Genomic DNA, 16,866 nt, shown 5'->3' with positions numbered 1-16,866 from the left:
CTCATTGAGCCGTGAGACCCAACCACTCAGGACATACTGGCAGCCGACTCTCTCAACCTCTTCGCGACCTCATGCCCAGTGCGACTGTCCTTCTTCATATCACTCAGCTGACGGTAGATCACGTCGCGCGTTGCTGAAAGCAGCAGAGGGTCGGCATCGACCTGAAGACCGGCAGCCTTCTCACGAACGGGCCATAGCAACGTGTCCTTCAAGGCAAGCATGCCATTGCGATCCGGTGCATCGAACTTGAGGTGCACTCGTTGGCCATGGCGCTGGTTAACATCGCCTCGGAACCGGTCCAGTTCTGCTATCTGATTGTTGGGCGTATCCGGGGTGGGTTTGAGCTTCTGCTCGGCCAGATTTGCGGCCGCGGCATCGAGCATTACCTTCTGCTGTCGGCCAACACGATCATCCTGACGCCCCGGCAGCCGCTGTGCCCGAGCTACAAGCTCGATCTCCCCGCCTTCAGGTAGCTCACTTTCCAGAAGGTCATCCGTGGTCACCCAGCGTTGGCCACCGAGCTGCAGTGCCGAGAGTGGCTTGCGCGTCTGCCATGCCGCCAGCACGGCCTCGAAGGGCTGCAACATGTAGTCGAGCAGCTTCTCGAAGACTGGGTCACCGTAGGTGGCGAAATGCAGGCGTCGCCGGTCCTCGGCACCCAACCCATGCTCAAACAGTTCACGGGAGGTAGTCAGCAGCACGTCGCGCGGTACGCCTGGAACGTCCACGAGGCGGAAAGCATCGCCGTGGGCGAAGCTCTCGACCCCACCACCCAATGCCTTCAGGTAGTCACTCTCGCTGATGATCTTCCATATGCACTCCAATGAAGCCGGCAGCGGCTCCCGGCGCTGCTGTGCTTCCAAGTGCTCATAGGCGGCCTTCTGCTCCTCGGCTTTGAACTCGGTGAGCTGTTGGCGCTCCTGGATCCGCTTCGCGTGCTCCTGCGCCCGGCGAATCAGCTCCTCCTCGTCGATCTTGCCCTCTTCCCCCTCGGCCTTGGCGTAGTCCTCGAAGTCCTCAGGCTGGATGGGCAGAAGCGAGAACTGCAGCTCCCCGGAAACGGTCAACGCCTCACGGAAGCGTTTCACCAAGCGTGAGTAGACCACCTCCTCAACGCTGCCCTGATAGAGATAGTTCAGCACCTGGATTTGCGTGTGGTGCTGGCCGATGCGGTCAATACGACCAATACGCTGTTCCAGCATCATCGGGTTCCAGGGCAGGTCGAAGTTGATCAGCAGATCGGCGCTCTGCAGGTTGAGGCCCTCGGCAGCAGCGTCGGTACACAGCAGGATATCGATGTTGCCCGCCACAAAGCGCTGCTTGATGGTGGTACGGTCCATCCGTTCTGGCTGGAATTCCCCGGCTCGCCGGAGTGTGCCACCGGCACCGGAGAAGGTACCGATCGGGCAGCCCGGCAAGCGTCGCCGCAGCTCCTCATGCAGGTACTCCATGGTATCGGTGTAGCGCGTGAACAGTACCAGCTGACGGACCCGGTCGCTGCTATTGATGCGCCGCTGGTCGATATGCTCCAGCAGCTGACGCATCTTGCGTGGCGTGGCGGGTAGCTTGTCCATGGTGGTAATCAGCCGCGACACGGCGCCCTGTTCCCAGGTCAGGTCACTCTCTGTGCGGTGCTTGAGCACCAAACCTTCCACCTCATCGTCTCTCAGCTCTTCGAGTTCTTCACGTGAGCCATCCGATGTCGCGACCTGCTGCGCCTTGTGGTCGAGCGTCTGCTGGATCTTGACCAGGCGCCGTTCCAGAGAGCAGCGAAGTGCATGGAAGGACGAGGCGTAGCGTAGCCGTAAGAAGCTTAGGTAGAAGCCGATAGCGGCACGCTGCCGGCCCTCCTCCATGTTGGCAGCCATATGACTTGCCAAGTCGGCGCAGTACTCCTGCAGCTGGTTATAAACTTCCCGCTCGATGCCGCCGAGCGGAATGATGCTGGGGGCAACCTCCCGCCAGGCGAGGTTGGCATTCAGCAGCCCTTCCCGCTGGTAGGCACGCAGCAGCGAGCGTGTGTGCCGCAGCATGCTGCGACCCAGCGGTGCCAACAGGCTAAGCGCAGGTTGCACCTCGTCCCAGATCATCGGTTCCAGCCAGCGGTCGGTGAAGTCCTCCAGCCCCGACTTTCCGAAGGGGCTCAGCACATGCTCATTGACGAAGTGCCACTGCTCTGGCGACGAGGCCCGCACGTTGTTCAAGTAGCGTCGCAGCCACTCGCTCTCATAATCGGCCATCGGCTCCTGGTTGAGCAGCTTGTCACGCACCCGGTAGTAGGTTTCGCACAGATCCTCAGAGAACTGGACGGCACCAGCGGAAGGCATCAGCTTCAGCAGATCGAAGGCCTCCACTCGGTTGAGCTGCATCGGGGTAGCTGTGGCCAGCAGCAAAGTACGCGCCTTGCCATACAGCGCACTCTGCAGCTCCTGGTAAAGTTTGTTGAAGCGCGGCATGGTGGACTGATTGTCAGGCGTCTGGCGCCGGGCCTTATGGGCCTCGTCCACCAGCACCAAGTCAGTCTCGGGAAGGCTCGCCAGCAGCCTGCCTCCGTGGCGGTTGATCACCAGTCCCGTCGAGATGATCTCCAGCGGTGCATTGAACATCTGGCCCTGCCCTTGCTCCGGCTCGCCATCCAACAGGTCGATACGCTCCCAGCGCCCCTTGCGACTGGTGCGCCTGACGAAGGGCAAGTAGAACTTCTCGGCCATCTCCACCAGCCACTGCGAGGTCAGCGATGCCGGCGCAAACACCCGGATGGAGCTGGCACGGCCACTCAGCCACAGGGCCCGGAACGCCAACCCAGCTTCGATGGTCTTGCCAAGCCCGACCTCGTCACACAGCAGATGGTTGCGTGGGTAGGTCTCCAGCAAGCGATTGGCCACGAAGCGCTGATGCGGCCAGGGCTCGATGGGCGTGGTTTCGATGGCGACACGCTCCCCGCCAGGCAGCAGGGGCGCGAGGCGCAGCATGGCGAAGCGCAGCCGCTCGGCGAAGCTCGGTACGACCTCATCCTTCTCCCTCACCTGCTTCGGCTCCGGGACCATCGGAGTACCGTCGATTTCGCGCAGGCTACCGGCGTTGCGGGCAATCTTTACCAGTTCGGCCTCGACCGCCTCGGGCAGTGAAAAGGTCCTGATCGCCGGATGGTTGCCCTGCCACAGCGCCTTGAAGTTACGGTGCTTCTGAGGGATCGCCTTCCTCCCCCAATCTTCCCATGACGGATGCACATTGATGTTCTCGGCATTGATGGCCAGCGCCGTCTGCGACTCGTTGAGCGAGCCGGAAATATACAGTTCATCCTGCCCGTCACCGAGAATCGCCCATTTCTCATGCAGATAGCCGTCCTGGGCGTAGTCCAGTGGCTGTGGTGAACCGTCCTTGGCATGCACCCGCAGTCCGACGCGAATGCGGAGATGGCCATTGGCCACCATCCACGCCAGCAGCTCGACGCCATGCCGCAAGCCGGATGGCCACTGCTGACGAGACTCCAGCTCAGCCAACATGGCCTGACTGGCACGCTGCTCATCGCCCTGGAGGATCGCGGCGGCATCGTCGGGATCAAGCTGCATCCCAACCACAAAACGCGCCTCTCCGCCATTCTCGATGAAACGCGAAAACCCTTGAGATGCTGCCGCCAGCGACGAAGAGCTGAAGTAGCCGGCGACACGGTCATAGCGTGTCGCCCGGCTCAGAGCCGGGATGTAGAAGTCGTGCAGCACATCCACCAGCTTGCCATCTTCCCGGATATCTGAAGTGGCGTAGCTGGGCTCCCAGGGGTAATCACGGATTGTCATCCCTACCTCCAATCTTTAAATTTCAACGAGCTCAATTCCTTTCAAGCTCCAATTATTTGCCAACACCTTGAGCACATCCCTCTGTCGTTCCTCAACTTCTTTTGGCGTCCAAGTTTCATGATTCAACACCTGCGTCGTACAGGCATAGGGAGAAACCCCTTTGTCGGTCTTAAAATAAACTTCTTTCTTCTTCTTGAAGTCATGATTGGAAGCTTGTGGATTTTTATTCCTAGAAAGTAGTACAAGGTTGCCAAGCCGATGCGTCCATTTCACACGTTCATCTTCTGACCAGTCTTGGTTCCACACCGATTCTTTTTTAGGATTTTGTGGCAGCACATGCTCAATTGTAGTGACGCTATGCTCATAATCCACACCCTCTCCAGATAAGAATGAATCCAAGCGAAGCATCACATAGCTCTTTATCGGACCTGCATACCAGTAGACATTCCCGTTGAGGTACTTGAGAACTTCAAGCTGAGTTTCCTCAGCAATGTCCAGCGCGGATCCAGCCTGAAGCAAGTCCTCTCGGGCTTCTATCGCTGTCAGCACTCTAGAGTAGCGCTTTATCCGAGAGTTTACATAGCTGCCACGAATAAGGATTGCGGCCGCCAAGCGCTCCAGCTTTTCCAGGTGCGAAAGCAGTATCTTGGGGTCGTTTCCAAATATCCTTACCAGCTCCATGGCAACAGGCACCCAGTCCGAGTTGTTTAGCCGGCCTAGCCAAGTCAGCAACTGATTTATTTTCTTCTCTTCTTCACTCCCTCCATCTTGATAGCATTGATGGTTTATTAAAGTCAGCGCCTCACTATAAGGAAGCAGAGTATCATTAACCACACTCTTCGGGTCACACCCCTTAACAATCTCTCGCCTAAACTCCTCTACGGTAGACTTCCTAGCTTTTGACTTAGCTTTAATCATTCTCACATATGGGAATAGCGAATTGAAAGAATCGCGACCCAGTCGCTCCTCCATCTCTTCCCATATCTCATTGTAGTCCGTTCTTTCTTCTGAGTTTTCTATCTTGCTTATTATTTCTGCTTTGAGAAGGTCGCATGCTTGAAGATCAAGACCTCGGTCATTCATGACTGAAAAGATACGATATGCAGTTTCAATCCCTTGAGTTGTTACGAAAACAACCACACATCTGGCAACAACAAAGCGCCCAAACTCTAATACTTCCTTTGAATCCATACCTCCAAGCCGGGCCAAAAAAAACATCGCGTTATTGTAAATATTAAGCTGAGAATCCTTCAAGCTGGATTCCTTGACAGACTTAAGCTCTTCGATACCGCCCGGATCTTGAATGAACTTTTTGAAAAAATCCCTATCGTTCTTCCTGAGATAAAGCTTAGGCTGCGGAGGTATATTCAACGAAACATCAGAAGGAGCAACATATTTTTCAAACGCACCTTCTCCTTTTTCACCACGCAGGCAATGCGAAATGGCAGAAAGTAAGATAGTCAAGGTGGTGAGGCGCTGTTGCCCATCGACAACATCAAAAGTAAAATTATCGTCATAGCTTTTAGCGACAACTATGCTGCCGAGAAAGTAGTCATCAGACTCTTCTTCTTTTTGAAACCCAATCAAATCCCCCAGCAACTCATCGCACTGATCCACACCCCAAGAATAAGGCCTTTGATACTCAGGAATATTAAACTTATTCTCCTTGGAGAATATTTCGTGCACTTTCTTATCTTGACCTGTTATCGAATTCATCCCTGCGTACTCCTCGTCCAAATATCGAAGTCTAGTTCACTCCCAGCTCATTCCACTCCAGCGCCCGGGACCGCCAGTGCTCCTCGATCTGCTGTACGAAGTCAGGATGGACCAGCTTCGCGCGGCGCTCGCACCACTCGGGGCCATCCTGGCGGATCACGATGCCTTCCAGCTTGCCATCTCGATACCAGCTGCGGCCGGTGCGCACTAGGGTTTCCAGCTCCTTGACCGTGAAGTGCCCGCTCTTCAACAGGGGCACGGTGGCCAGGCCGAGCCGCACGGCCAGATCATTGCGCCGCTCCCGGTTCCAGAAGCGCTGGGCCTGGCGATCGTAGACATCGAAGACCAGGAACCAGTCCGGCAGGCTGGCGTAGTCGAGGGAGTGGCGTGCCGCACACCACTCGCCGAAGAGGATGACATGCTTGGGCAGGTGCGCCTGGAAACTGGCCAGGTGCTGCATGAGCCACTGGTTGAGTCGCGAGAACTGCCCGCGGAACGGCGGCTCCAGATAGGCACCGCGGTTCTGGGCGCGTATCTGGCCATTTTCGCCCCAGGAGATGCCCAGGTTGGCGCCATCCAGCTTCTCCTCCACCAGCACCTCGCCCGCGAGCAGCGCCTCCACCTCGGGTGTGTCCAGCAGCTTGTCATCGCGGGGCTCCCCCTCGCCCAGCCAGGCAAGGTGCGGGGTGTGCGGAAAACGGAAGAAGTCACTCATCAGGCGGGAACTCGGGCATGGTCTGGTCGGGGAACTTCTGCGCGTAGAAGCGCCCCACGTCATCGGGGCAGACGAAGCGAAAGTGCACACCAGCCTGAGACAGTGGCTGCCACCAGTCGAGCCATTTGCAATCAGCGGCCTGGAGGATGGGCGGGTTCTCGGCGTCGGCTGCCGCCACGGCGATAAACTTGCGATCCGGCGGGTCGAATTCGCGCTGGAGCGCGTGGTCGGGAAATTCCTCGAACCAGTCATCCGCCGTTTCGCTCACAGGCACCTGATCCACATGCTTCGGATTGGCCTGGCGCTGCAGCAGCCACTTGAAAAAGGCATCACCGGCGCCTGGCTGACCTCGGCTCGGGTCCAGCTTATGCCGATACTCGCCCAGAATGCGCCACTCATCATCGATGACTGTGACGCCTCCCCGGCGAAGGCGGTCGATCGCCTCGATGCAGGTGATCACGCACTCCTCCGAGATATCCGCATGGTCACGGTTTGCTACCAACAGCACGTTGGTATCGACTACGGCTCGCTTCATGCACCGGCCCCCTGCGCCTTCTTCTTCTCCTTGCGCTTCTTCGCAGCCGCCAGCGCCCGCTGGGTGATGTCCTCCATGTCGTCGCCGAAGAAGTCATCCGGCCAGTTCTCGATATCGCCGTACTCGTTGAGCCGCAGCGGCTCCAGGTGGGCACCGTTGCGACGGCGCGTCACGAAGTAGATCGCCACTTCATCGGGTGTCACCTCGCCCTCCGCGATGCGCCGCTGCAGGCGGTTGAGGAAGTGCTCCGAGTGGCTCTCGATGATCAGCTGGGTGTTACGGTTCTCGCCGTTTTCTCGCGCATGGATCGCGCAGATGAAGGCATCCGCCAGATTGGCCTGAACGCGCGGATGGAGGTGGATTTCCGGCTGCTCCATCCACAGCACTGAGTGCGGGGGCGCATAGAAGGCCTGCACCAGGGCCGGCAGGATCTGGGAGACGCCGAAGCCGACATCGGTCAGCTTCACCCAGGGTACACCGATATGGGCCTGGATCAGCACCTCATACTCCTTGCGCCCTTTCGCAATGGGCTCGACCTTGAACGCATGGATGATGCCCAGGTTCTTCAGCCAGCCCGCAATAAAGGCGTCGAAGGGTTGATACTTCTGCTTGGGCCCGCGGTTGAGCTTCCGCCCCTGTTGGGTGGCAGCCAGTATCGCCGGAATGGTCAGCTCACCTTCGGCCCCCACATCGGGCGGGGTATCGCCGGACCAGGGATAGACACGCTTGGGCGGGCTACGCAGCGGGCCGAGGTGGTAGAAGTTCTCCAGCAGCTGCTCGGCCTCCAGTACGAACTCGGTAAGGAAGTGAGCGTTCTGGTAGCGCGACAGCGTCTTGTCCGAGAAGCGGTAGAACTTCTCCGGCGATTCTACGCCCCAGTTCCGGCCCTGGGCATGCATCAGGCGCAGCGGCTCGCACTGGAGGAACGGTTTACCATCATGGCGCCCATGCCGAACCTTGAGCACATCTTCATCGCCTTGGTGCAGGGTGTAGGAGAACTGCCGCGTCACGGGCTGTTGTGCCTTGTTGGCCGCGATCTCCGCCTCCAAGGTGAGCTCATCGCCACAAAAGGTCTGGCCAGGATTGAGAATATCGCTTAGCAGCAGAGGCTCCTGGCTCTTCCAGCTCAGCGAGAAGCCCAGCGTCTGGTTCAGATCGTGGTCGTATAGGCAGTCCTCGAAGGTGCCCAGATCGATCAGCGAGCTGTCGTCGCCCAGATGCAGAGAGCGCTTGCGATCGGTCAGCAGCGCCGTCTGCTTCAGAGCCATCAGCAGATGGCCCAGGCTCGATTTGCCTGAGCTGTTGGTGCCGAAGATGACCGTCAGCGGCGCCAGGCGCATCGGCCCGGTATCCCGCCAGGCCTTGAAGTTCTGCAGTCGCAGCTCAGTGAGCATGGGCCTCTCTCCTTACAGCTCGTAATCGATCAGCTGGGCTTCGCGCTTGAGCTCATCGTCGCGGCATTCCTTGGCCCATACCTTGAGCAAGCCGCGCAGAGCATCGCTGTCGCGCTTGCCATGCTGAGTCAGGAAATTACGCGCTGCCACGATGCCGCCGTCGCGATAGGTGACGATCAGGCCACCCAGCACATCCCACAGGGTCTGCGGATTCTCCAGACGCGCAGCGGCACGCTCTTCCGGCTTGAGCAAGCGCAGCTTGTTACCCTTGATGGCCAGAGGCGCGGCGCGCTCGTCCTCGCCGACGTTGGCATAGGCCACCATATCGTCGCTGACGCGGTAGTTGCCGTTGCGGTTCTGCAGACGGAAGTTGAGGGAGCGACTCATCTGCAAAGCATCATCGAAGGCGAAGTCGCCCAGCCCGTTGATACCGAGCGCGATCACGGCAAGACGGGATTCGGCGTCCAGGTCATCGACGGTGACCAGGCCACCGGAAAGGCGGCTGACCTCTTCCTCGGCCACGACGCGGGCCGCTTCCTGCATGGCGCGGGTGGGGGGTACGTCCTCGTCGCCATCCTGCACTGGCCAATGGGCGGAGTAGACGCGCAGCGCGCGGCCCCAGGAGGCGATCATGCGATCGACGGGGTTGAGCTTGAGGCGCTCGAACTCACCCAGGCCTTCACGCACCGCAGCTTCCAGCTTGCCCTTGACCTCATAGGCCCAGCTGGAGGGTTCGCGATCCCCGCGGTCTGACGGACGGCAGGCAATAAAGATCGTCGATGCTGCTGCGGCGAGGTTAAGCTGGTGAGTAGATGCGCCAAACTCGGAATCGACCGGGTAAGTCGCCGTAATATCCCAGCCGGACTGGATCAGGGAGTTGGTCAAAGTCTCCCAGGCATCGGAGCTCTTGTGGGTAAACATCAGTGTCATGATGCCTTCCGGCTTGAGCACCCGCTTGCTCTCGGCAAAGATGCCCTGCATCAGCTCTTCATAGCGAGCCTTAGCACCTTTAGCAGAGCCATCGCGGGCCGGGTTGGCAACAGCCTCCAGTGCTTTATCGGTCACTTCGTGATCGAACCAACCAGGGTAAAGGTCACCCAGCGTCTTTTTCTGCCAGACGTAGTAGAAGTCGGAAAGCTCACTGTACTGGACGTTATCGTAATAGGGAGGGTCCATCACCACGGCATCGACGCTAGCATCGTCGACACTCGACATGTCGGTTGCAGACCCTTGTACCTGAAGAAGATCCCCGGATTTCAGTCCTTCTCTTCCTCGCTCCCTAACCAGTTCTTCAATTCCCTCATAAGCATCAACAGCCTGAGAAACTCCCCACCTTATACCTGAAGAAGCTCCTGTGTAGGCCATCTCGCCAAACGTCCACTTCAAAGAAAAATCATGGCGACTAAATGTTCCGGATATCGTTCCTCGCTGGGGAATCCAGCGGTTTTGCCGGCTGTTATAATCTACAACCTTATCAGTGGCAAATTGTAGGTAAGTAACTACCGCCTTACCTTTCTCCTCTCCCAGCTCGGCAAGAATTTTAGGCTTGGCATCCTGCAAAGCATCCATCACTGTAAGATGGCCAAGAAGCTGACGAGGAGTAAACATATCCGCCCATGTCGGCATCCCATAGTTGACCGGGCGCATGTCGTTCCCAGGCGGAAATGACTCATTAGGAACCAAGCCCTTCATCTCGAAATCCAGGCGACGCTCTTCTAACTCCTCCGCAGCAGCTTTTAAGGCTTCCAGGTCGGATTGATTCGGTGCGCGGAAGTAACGATACTTACTAGTCTTTAGCTCTCCTTTACGTTCACCAGAAGTATAGCGAGCTGGCTTGCCATTCTTTTCTAGCTTAGCCACCCGGCGAACACCCACCACGCAGTAAAGAGTGTCCTGCCATTGCCCAAGCTCAGACTCACCTCTAGCTTGCCGTTTTATCTCGTCTCCAGAAATAGCTTGATGGCAATGAACGCACTGCCCTACCCCCCTTGAAACTGTCCCAGCATCAAGGTCATTAGCACTAATGGAAACTCCTTCTGATGAAAGGCAAATGGGATCAAACCTGACAGTTTTATCACTCTGAGGTTTGATTTTTACTGCCCACTTTTCTCCGGACTTTGACAGCCAAAAGGAGTTCAAAAGAGGAGCCTCTCCATTACAGTGGGGGCATATCACTTGGCGACAAAATAGGAAGCCATCCAGCTTCTCCTCACATAGCTTATCAACTTCGAAATCATGCAATCCAGATGGAAACGACAGATTCTCAGGAGAAAACTTGGTAGCAGGATAAAACTGCGCCAATCGATCATTCACCGACTTAGAAAGCTGGTCACCCCACAGCTTTATGTGATCAGCAAGCTCTTCTCCAAACCTTACGGGGTAATCAAGCGTTGCCTTAAGAATCACGCTGGCAACAGGGTTTATTTCATTTGCTACAACCTTGCACCCCAGCCGAAGAGCCTCAAAAGGAATAGATCCCCCTCCTGAAGTTGGGTCCAACACAGTAAATCCCTGCATGTCTGGAGTCACAGCATGCGAGTACGCTCTAGGATACTTATATTTATCCTCCTGCGTTCTTATCTTCAGCCGTGACTCAAGATCAATCCTTTCTTTTGCCCATGCAGGGTCTCCTGGCTTTCTTATCACTGGCAGGCTCATCCCCATGGAAATATCCGGGAGATCAGCGCATTCATGATACCAGTGCTTCACAACTTCATCCTGCCTAAGAGATGGGTCTGCCTGCATTTTTTCCTCAAGCAAGCAGCGATGCTTACCCCTCCTTTCTTTCTCTTTCTGGTGCCGGTTATAAACGTAGCGATCTACGATCAATGACATCTCACCATCAGTGTGCTCTTCTACCCGAGCAAGAAGACCAGCATCATCAAGCACCCACTCCGAGCCTGAAAAATTGACACATAAAACTTCAATACCAAGCTTCTGAATAAACTGACTAGGACTCGAACCTGCCGGCAGCAAAGACGCTAGGATGGCCGCGCGGCTGGGCGTCAGTGGGCGACGTGCCCACCAGACATGCAGATAGTAGAGCGGCGGCAGCGCCGAGCTGGCACCGCGCTCACGCTGGGTCTCCGCCCCCACCTGGTGGCAGGGAAAGCCGGCTTCAATCAGGCGCTGGTCGTTGCTGAAATCCATGGTGCTGCTTCCTTGTAAAGCGACAGCCAGGCGGCGGGCCTGGCTGATCATGCATTCTTGGCGCTGCCATTCTTGGCACGGCTAAGCTGCCATTTCCGGCTCGCTCTGCGAGCCACGTCGATTCCTATCCTTCAGCCGCGGGCACGCACTTTCTCCAGGATGCGTGGCACGCGCTTGTCACCGGCCTCACCGCACAGCAGCATACGCAGCCCGCTGGTGGCCCAGCTGCGCAGCGCTGGGTCAGCTGTAGTCACGTTGGCCAGCCAGTAGACGGCCTCCTCCCGGGAGAACATCGCCACCCGGCGGCCGATCAGCTCGATGCGATCGACGTCCTTCACCTTGCTCTGCAGGCGGAAAAACAGTGCCAGGCGGGCGCCGGCCGCTTCGTCCAGAGGGAAATTCAGGTCGGTCTGCTTGAGCCCCTGGGCGGACATATAGCGCTCCAGGCCCAGCGGGATCCCCTGCTCATCCTTCACTTCTTCAAGTATGCGTTTGAGCACTGGCAGGCAAGCGCGCACGCTCTCGCCGTGCAACACGCCGCGCTCCACATGTTTGGCGCGTGGGTTGGTGAGCCCCTCGGTGTCGTCACGATCCTCGGGCGCGATGCGCTCCTTGATGATCAGCACCGGCGGCGGCAGGTCCTTGTGGCGCGTCAGGCGCAGCACATAGGGCGAGCGCTTGGCCAGCCTGGCCAGCTGGGCTTCGTCGGCCTGGGAGCTCTTGCGACGGGCGCGGGGCGCCGCCTTGGTGACAGGGGTAGCCATCGGTCGTGTTTATCCTTCCAGTTGCTCAAGCAGCTGGGTGAACTTGCAGTTCTTGTCCAGCTCACCCAGCGTCAGGCGAACCTGATGCTGCTCGGTAGTAAAGCGCAAACGATTGTTCAGCGCCGCAAAGAGGGCACGGCTCTCGACCAGGGCGCCTACGGTGGTCGGGCCCAGGATGAGCTGGAAGCGGCCCTTGTCGGGGGTTTCCGCACCAATCTGCAGCGTCTGCACCTCGGTTTGCGACTGAGCGAGGCCGGTACCGGAGAGCAGGTTGAACAGCTGCTTGATCTTCTCGGGCGTGCGCAGCACGAAGGAGCGGTTCTCTACCTTGGGCTTGGTGATCCAGCTGCGGGCCTGGGCCGTCTGGTAGGGCACCACGATACCGCTGGTGATGCCCCCCACCGGTACGCTGTCGCCGGTCATCGCTTGCTCAGGGTCGGCGTCACCCTCTTCATTGAAGGCCTCCTGCGGGTAGGCCACCAGCTGCCGCTGGGCGAAGAGGTTTTCCAACTGCTGCTGGTAGACGTGAGCATCGACCTTGTCGTGCTCCTGCTCGATGATCTGCGGCAATTGGCCGAGATCGACCTGATCACGGCTATCGATCACCTGGCGTATCCAGGCACCCACGGTGTTGGGATCGCGGACAATGCTCTCCAGCCAGCCAAGCTGCTTGGCATGCTCCTTGGTGCAGAGGATCCAGCCTTCACCACCTTTCTCTAGAGGCTCTACCGTGAGCGGAGGCGGGTTGTCTTTATGGTAGAGCGGATCAGGCTTGTGGCTGTCCTTGTCGGGCATATGGCCAAGGCACCAGCTGCTGCGCTTGGCGCCTTCCACCAGCACGGTGGCCAACAGCGCGGGGCGCTGCAGGATCGGCCAGTTCCGGCGAGTCGCGAAGCGCTCGATCAAGTCGCTGACGTTGACCTGCTTGAGGCTATCGAAGAACAGCTTCCCCAAAAGAGTGATGGCCTCGGCCGTGGAGGCGCGCTCATCGGTGATCAGCTCTCCCTCATCGGCCAGCTGCTTGAGGATGGCATCCTCCAGGTGCATACCGCCGGAGCCACCCGCAGTAGGACCCGTGCCGCGCTTGCCGAGATCGCGGACCACGACTCGGCCGCCCTCACGGCCCGGGTAAATCAGGAAGCGGTAGCTTTCGTCGATGGCGGTGCGGAGCTCGGCCGGACTCTTGGCGGCGCGTTCCTTGAACTCGCCCTTCTGCAGCTGCTCATGGCTGACGCCCCAGTTCTCGGGGTTCTCCTTGAGGCGCTCCAGGGAGATCGCCTTGCGCGCCAGGGTGAGGATGTTCTGCCGGGTTCGGTGCTCCTGGTGGGTGCGCGATTCCGTCCAGGTAGTGCCGGCGATATGAGTGGTGCTGGGGGCCAGCAGGAAGACCTGGTTCTGGTACTGACGCACCGCGTCACCGCGCCGCTCGATGAAGTGCGACGGGTCCATCTCTTCCACCTCGAAGGCGAGGATGCCCAGCTGCGGCTTGGGGGTCTTGTCAGGGATGCCTTCGCTGTTATCGATGTTGGGGTGAACATCGAACACCGAGGAGCCCTTGATCAGGCTGCGCACCACCTGCTCGACCCGCGTCATCGCTTCGGCATGAGCGACGTTGCCCTCGATGCGGCGCAGAATGTTGTTGAGAGTCGGCACGGTATCGGCGTAGAGGCGCCCATTGCGCTCACGCAGGTAGTTGGCCTCTCGCTCGATGGTTTCCAGCGCCGAGCGCACGGTAGCGGGCTTGATGGCAGGCGAGGCCATCTCATAGACCGCCGAGGTCATGTCGATGCCGAACTTCTCGTCCTGCAGGCCACCTCCGCGACCGATCAGGCTGTGCAGGAAGACCACGCGCCAGGCCCACTCGTGAACCGGGTAGCCATCGGGATGGGGGTTGGCGGCATCCAGCTCGCCAGCCACAGTGCGGCTGGTGGCCTGGGTGCCAGAAGCCTTGCTGATATCGGAGTCCAGCACGGGGACGAGGTCGCTGTTCTCGGTCTTGCCCAGCAGCTCATTGCGGATGGTGCTGTCCGAGAGGTCGATATGGCCGGTCTGGATCAAGGGGATGGCCAATCTGGCCTCCCAGATACGGCGCACGGCGCGCGCCAGGGTACGCAGCAAGCCGCGGGTGCCCTGGAAGCTCTCCACCTGGGCCAGCTCCTCTGAGAGAAACTCGATCAGCGTGGGGTGGAACGGATAGTGCGCCACCAGACGATCGTGCAGCTGCGGGTCATTGGCACCGGCAGGAAGATCGGTACCAGCCTGGCGGTAGGTCTCGATAAATGCCGAGGCCACTTCACTGGCTGCCGCATGATCCACGGAGACAAACAAGCGCTTGGCCATGATGCGGGAGAGATCGCCCTCTTGCACCGGGGTGGTGGCCTCCGAGGTTCGGTTGACCACATCCAGCACGCCGCGCTGCGCCTCGCGCACCACAGCTTCGGCCTCGGCCGTGCTCATGCTATGAGTGGACTGCAGCTTGCGGATCAACTTGTTGAAGTCGCCGAAGGCGTTGGTGGCCGAGGCCAAGCTCAGCACCACCGACACATTGGCACGGCCCGCTGCGTAAGTGGAGAGCGACATCAGGAAGGCAGCCGACTGCTCGGCCCCGACGCCCGGGAAGGCGGCCTCCATGCGTGAGAGATACTGGGCGATCTCGTCGATGATAATCAGCGTCGGTCGGTCGCCGAACAGCGTCTCGAAGAACTCATCCGACGCCGGCGCCGAGGCATCGTCTAGGCGCGACTGAATCGAGGCCTGCTGCTCCGAGGAGAGCGTCTGCTGGGCGATCATCCACCACAGGGTATTCGGTTTGGGCGCAGCGCCACCGGCAGTTTCACGCAGCGTATCCACGGTGTCACCAATGATTCCAACCACCTGCACCTGGCCCGGCGCCGGCAAGCGCTCGGGCGCGAGGATGCCGGCCATGTGATCGGCCAGCGGCTGCCCCTGCATGGCGGCATGGGCCAAAGCGATCAGGGTATGGGTCTTGCCGCCACCAAAGGCCGTGTCCAGACGCTGCATTGCTGGACGCGACAGGTCACCGTTGGTCAGCCGCGCCAGGGCGTTGTCCAGGATGGTGCACAACCCCAGGGTCGGGTGCGTGGCATCGCGGAAGAAGGCCACCGGGTCGGAGTAGAGCGAAGTGGCTCCCTCGCGAGCTTCCCCCTTGCGATAGTCACCCAGCACCTTGCTCAGGCTGGCGGTGAAGATCTCAGGGTTGAAGGTGCCCGCCAGGATCTCGGGGCGTGGCTGACAGGTGGAAAGGACATTGCGCATTGTGTGACTGTTCCCTGCAGTGGCGCCAAGGCGACCTTCATTAGTGTGCGACCCTGGCCAGCTCGTTTATGGTTCTTTGCAGGCTATCTTACGCTAGCAAGTCTGGATGAGTAAGGGGAACTGAGAGCCGATGGCTACACCAGCTTGAACGGCTCGATGTCGCGGTAGATACCGGTCTTGGTCATGTCGCGGCGCAGGGTGAAAGCCTCCATGGCCGCTACCGGATCCACCTGGTCCAGCCTGTCGAAATGGATCCGGCTCCACTGCTCGCGAGTGACCTTGACGCTGAGCAGGTACTGGTCGCGCTCGCCGCCGGTGGCCGGGTCAGAGATCTGGCGATAGCCGGAGACCCTCGCCTCCTGCACGGCGGGCAGGCGGGCGAACACAGCACCCAGCACGCGAAAGGCGATGCCGTGTACGTGGTCCCGATAAAGCTTTCGCTGCCTGGTGTCGCTGAGCCGGCGGGGCGTGAGCCTGATCTGCTTGGCAGGCATGGTCCAGTAGCGGTCGGGCATCTCATCCTCGCAGGGGAGGTCGATATCCACGGCAATGGTGCTGACGTCGCTGCCGAGATCGAAGTCGATGGCGGTTTCACGGGGCCAGTCGATCTCCTCCAGGCGTTCACGCAGCGTCTGCTCCATGGCGTCCGGGTCATGCAGCACGCCTTCCCCTTCGCGAAGGTGGCGTGCGAACTCAGCCTCATCGTGCGTCGCCTTGCGCCACTCCCAGTCACGGTAGGCCTCGTTGAAGGCAGCCTGTCGGCGATGGTTCTCCTCTTCGACGCGACGCTTTGCCGGCGGCCATAGCGGGTGCCACCAGGGTGACTGACGCAGCGCTGGAGATGATGGCGGGGCTTCCATGAAGTCCTGAGTAGTGTAACCATTGGTGCGCGGGAAAGGTGTTTCCTCATGCAGGCGACCCAGCCTGTCCAGATCAGCGTTCAGACGTTCGCAGTGCTGTGCCAACTGCTCGCGCAGGGGCTCTCTTGCATGTCGTCGCAGCACGCGAGCCTCGTCGTCACTCATGGGTGTGCCGTCACCGTGGGAATAGTGGATGCCGCCCTCGGCATCGATATCGAGCCGTACAGGGAGCGATTCACCTCGCGATAGCAGCGCCTCCAGGGTTGCCGCGGGGCTTGAGCGACTGCTTGGCCGGCTTCGAGTATTGAGCTTCTGCCGATAAGCCAGACCAGTACCGGGAATCCCCGCATGGCCGTGCACACCGCTAGGCCCCACGCTGAGACCGGCTCCACGCTGGCCCACCGAGAACCCGAAGCCCCGCTTGCTCAGGTTGAGCCGAATTCCTGGGGCAAGAGTGATGCGACGCTGGAAGCGAAACCCCACAACGACCTCCTTGTCAGTAGATTCAGACAGTGCTTCATTCTGCATTGGTGTGGCGGCTTGCTGGAAGCGCATACTGAAAAAAACTAAAGAATCAGTGGATTAGACGGTGCTCTTTCTGCAGAAGTTGCAATTCCTTTCTGCAGCGCCGCTTCGAGCAGGCAGTGCCAAGGCCGATT

At 59.2% G+C, this 16,866-nt stretch carries 9 protein-coding genes; all 9 read right to left on the bottom strand.

All coding sequences use genetic code 11. The annotated features are described in order from the left end of the window. Positions 1-26 precede the first annotated feature (26 nt). The gene (locus FGL86_RS06025) at positions 27-3,797 is read right to left on the bottom strand and encodes a helicase-related protein (protein ID WP_147183737.1); all 3,771 of its coding nucleotides are present in this window, start codon (positions 3,795-3,797) and stop codon (positions 27-29) included. Positions 3,798-3,812: 15 nt separating this feature from the next. After that, positions 3,813-5,513 (bottom strand): DUF262 domain-containing protein, encoded by a 1,701-nt coding sequence (locus FGL86_RS06020; protein ID WP_147183736.1) that lies wholly within the window; start codon positions 5,511-5,513, stop codon positions 3,813-3,815. 31 nt (positions 5,514-5,544) lie between these two features. Then, the gene (locus tag FGL86_RS06015; RefSeq protein ID WP_147183735.1) at positions 5,545-6,228 is read right to left on the bottom strand and encodes an RNA ligase family protein; all 684 of its coding nucleotides are present in this window, start codon (positions 6,226-6,228) and stop codon (positions 5,545-5,547) included. After that, positions 6,221-6,763: a hypothetical protein gene (locus FGL86_RS06010; RefSeq protein ID WP_147183734.1), complete on the bottom strand. Its 543-nt coding sequence runs from the start codon at positions 6,761-6,763 to the stop codon at positions 6,221-6,223. The genes FGL86_RS06015 and FGL86_RS06010 overlap by 8 nt, the downstream gene beginning before the upstream one ends. Next, on the bottom strand, positions 6,760-8,157 hold the full coding sequence (locus FGL86_RS06005) for a DUF3696 domain-containing protein (protein WP_147183733.1): 1,398 nt from the start codon (positions 8,155-8,157) through the stop codon (positions 6,760-6,762). Before FGL86_RS06005 ends, FGL86_RS06010 begins: the two co-directional genes overlap by 4 nt. 12 nt (positions 8,158-8,169) lie before the next feature. Next, positions 8,170-11,307, bottom strand: a complete 3,138-nt coding sequence (locus FGL86_RS06000; protein ID WP_147183732.1) for a DUF1156 domain-containing protein — start codon at positions 11,305-11,307, stop codon at positions 8,170-8,172. A 131-nt stretch (positions 11,308-11,438) separates the two neighbouring features. Next, complete coding sequence (locus tag FGL86_RS05995; protein ID WP_147183731.1) at positions 11,439-12,071, bottom strand: DUF7680 family protein; 633 nt, start codon at positions 12,069-12,071, stop codon at positions 11,439-11,441. Between the two features lie 9 nt (positions 12,072-12,080). After that, positions 12,081-15,347, bottom strand: coding sequence for a DUF499 domain-containing protein (locus FGL86_RS05990; RefSeq protein ID WP_147183730.1), 3,267 nt, complete (start codon positions 15,345-15,347; stop codon positions 12,081-12,083). A 134-nt stretch (positions 15,348-15,481) separates the two neighbouring features. Continuing rightward, positions 15,482-16,690, bottom strand: a complete 1,209-nt coding sequence (locus FGL86_RS05985; protein WP_147183729.1) for a DUF4236 domain-containing protein — start codon at positions 16,688-16,690, stop codon at positions 15,482-15,484. Positions 16,691-16,866: the final 176 nt, after the last annotated feature.

This window comes from Pistricoccus aurantiacus (genome assembly GCF_007954585.1).
GTDB lineage: Bacteria > Pseudomonadota > Gammaproteobacteria > Pseudomonadales > Halomonadaceae > Pistricoccus > Pistricoccus aurantiacus.
Note: the sequence above shows the minus strand (reverse complement) of the source record. Positions and strands in the feature narration are given on the sequence as shown.

Bases quoted from the DNA above. Each gene is read 5' to 3' on its own strand.
- FGL86_RS06025 (WP_147183737.1), bottom strand. From the start codon at position 3,797: ATGACAATCCGTGATTACCCCTGGGAGCCCAGCTACGCCACTTCAGAT.
- FGL86_RS06020 (WP_147183736.1), bottom strand. From the start codon at position 5,513: ATGAATTCGATAACAGGTCAAGATAAGAAAGTGCACGAAATATTCTCC.
- FGL86_RS06015 (WP_147183735.1), bottom strand. From the start codon at position 6,228: ATGAGTGACTTCTTCCGTTTTCCGCACACCCCGCACCTTGCCTGGCTG.
- FGL86_RS06010 (WP_147183734.1), bottom strand. From the start codon at position 6,763: ATGAAGCGAGCCGTAGTCGATACCAACGTGCTGTTGGTAGCAAACCGT.
- FGL86_RS06005 (WP_147183733.1), bottom strand. From the start codon at position 8,157: ATGCTCACTGAGCTGCGACTGCAGAACTTCAAGGCCTGGCGGGATACC.
- FGL86_RS06000 (WP_147183732.1), bottom strand. From the start codon at position 11,307: ATGGATTTCAGCAACGACCAGCGCCTGATTGAAGCCGGCTTTCCCTGC.
- FGL86_RS05995 (WP_147183731.1), bottom strand. From the start codon at position 12,071: ATGGCTACCCCTGTCACCAAGGCGGCGCCCCGCGCCCGTCGCAAGAGC.
- FGL86_RS05990 (WP_147183730.1), bottom strand. From the start codon at position 15,347: ATGCGCAATGTCCTTTCCACCTGTCAGCCACGCCCCGAGATCCTGGCG.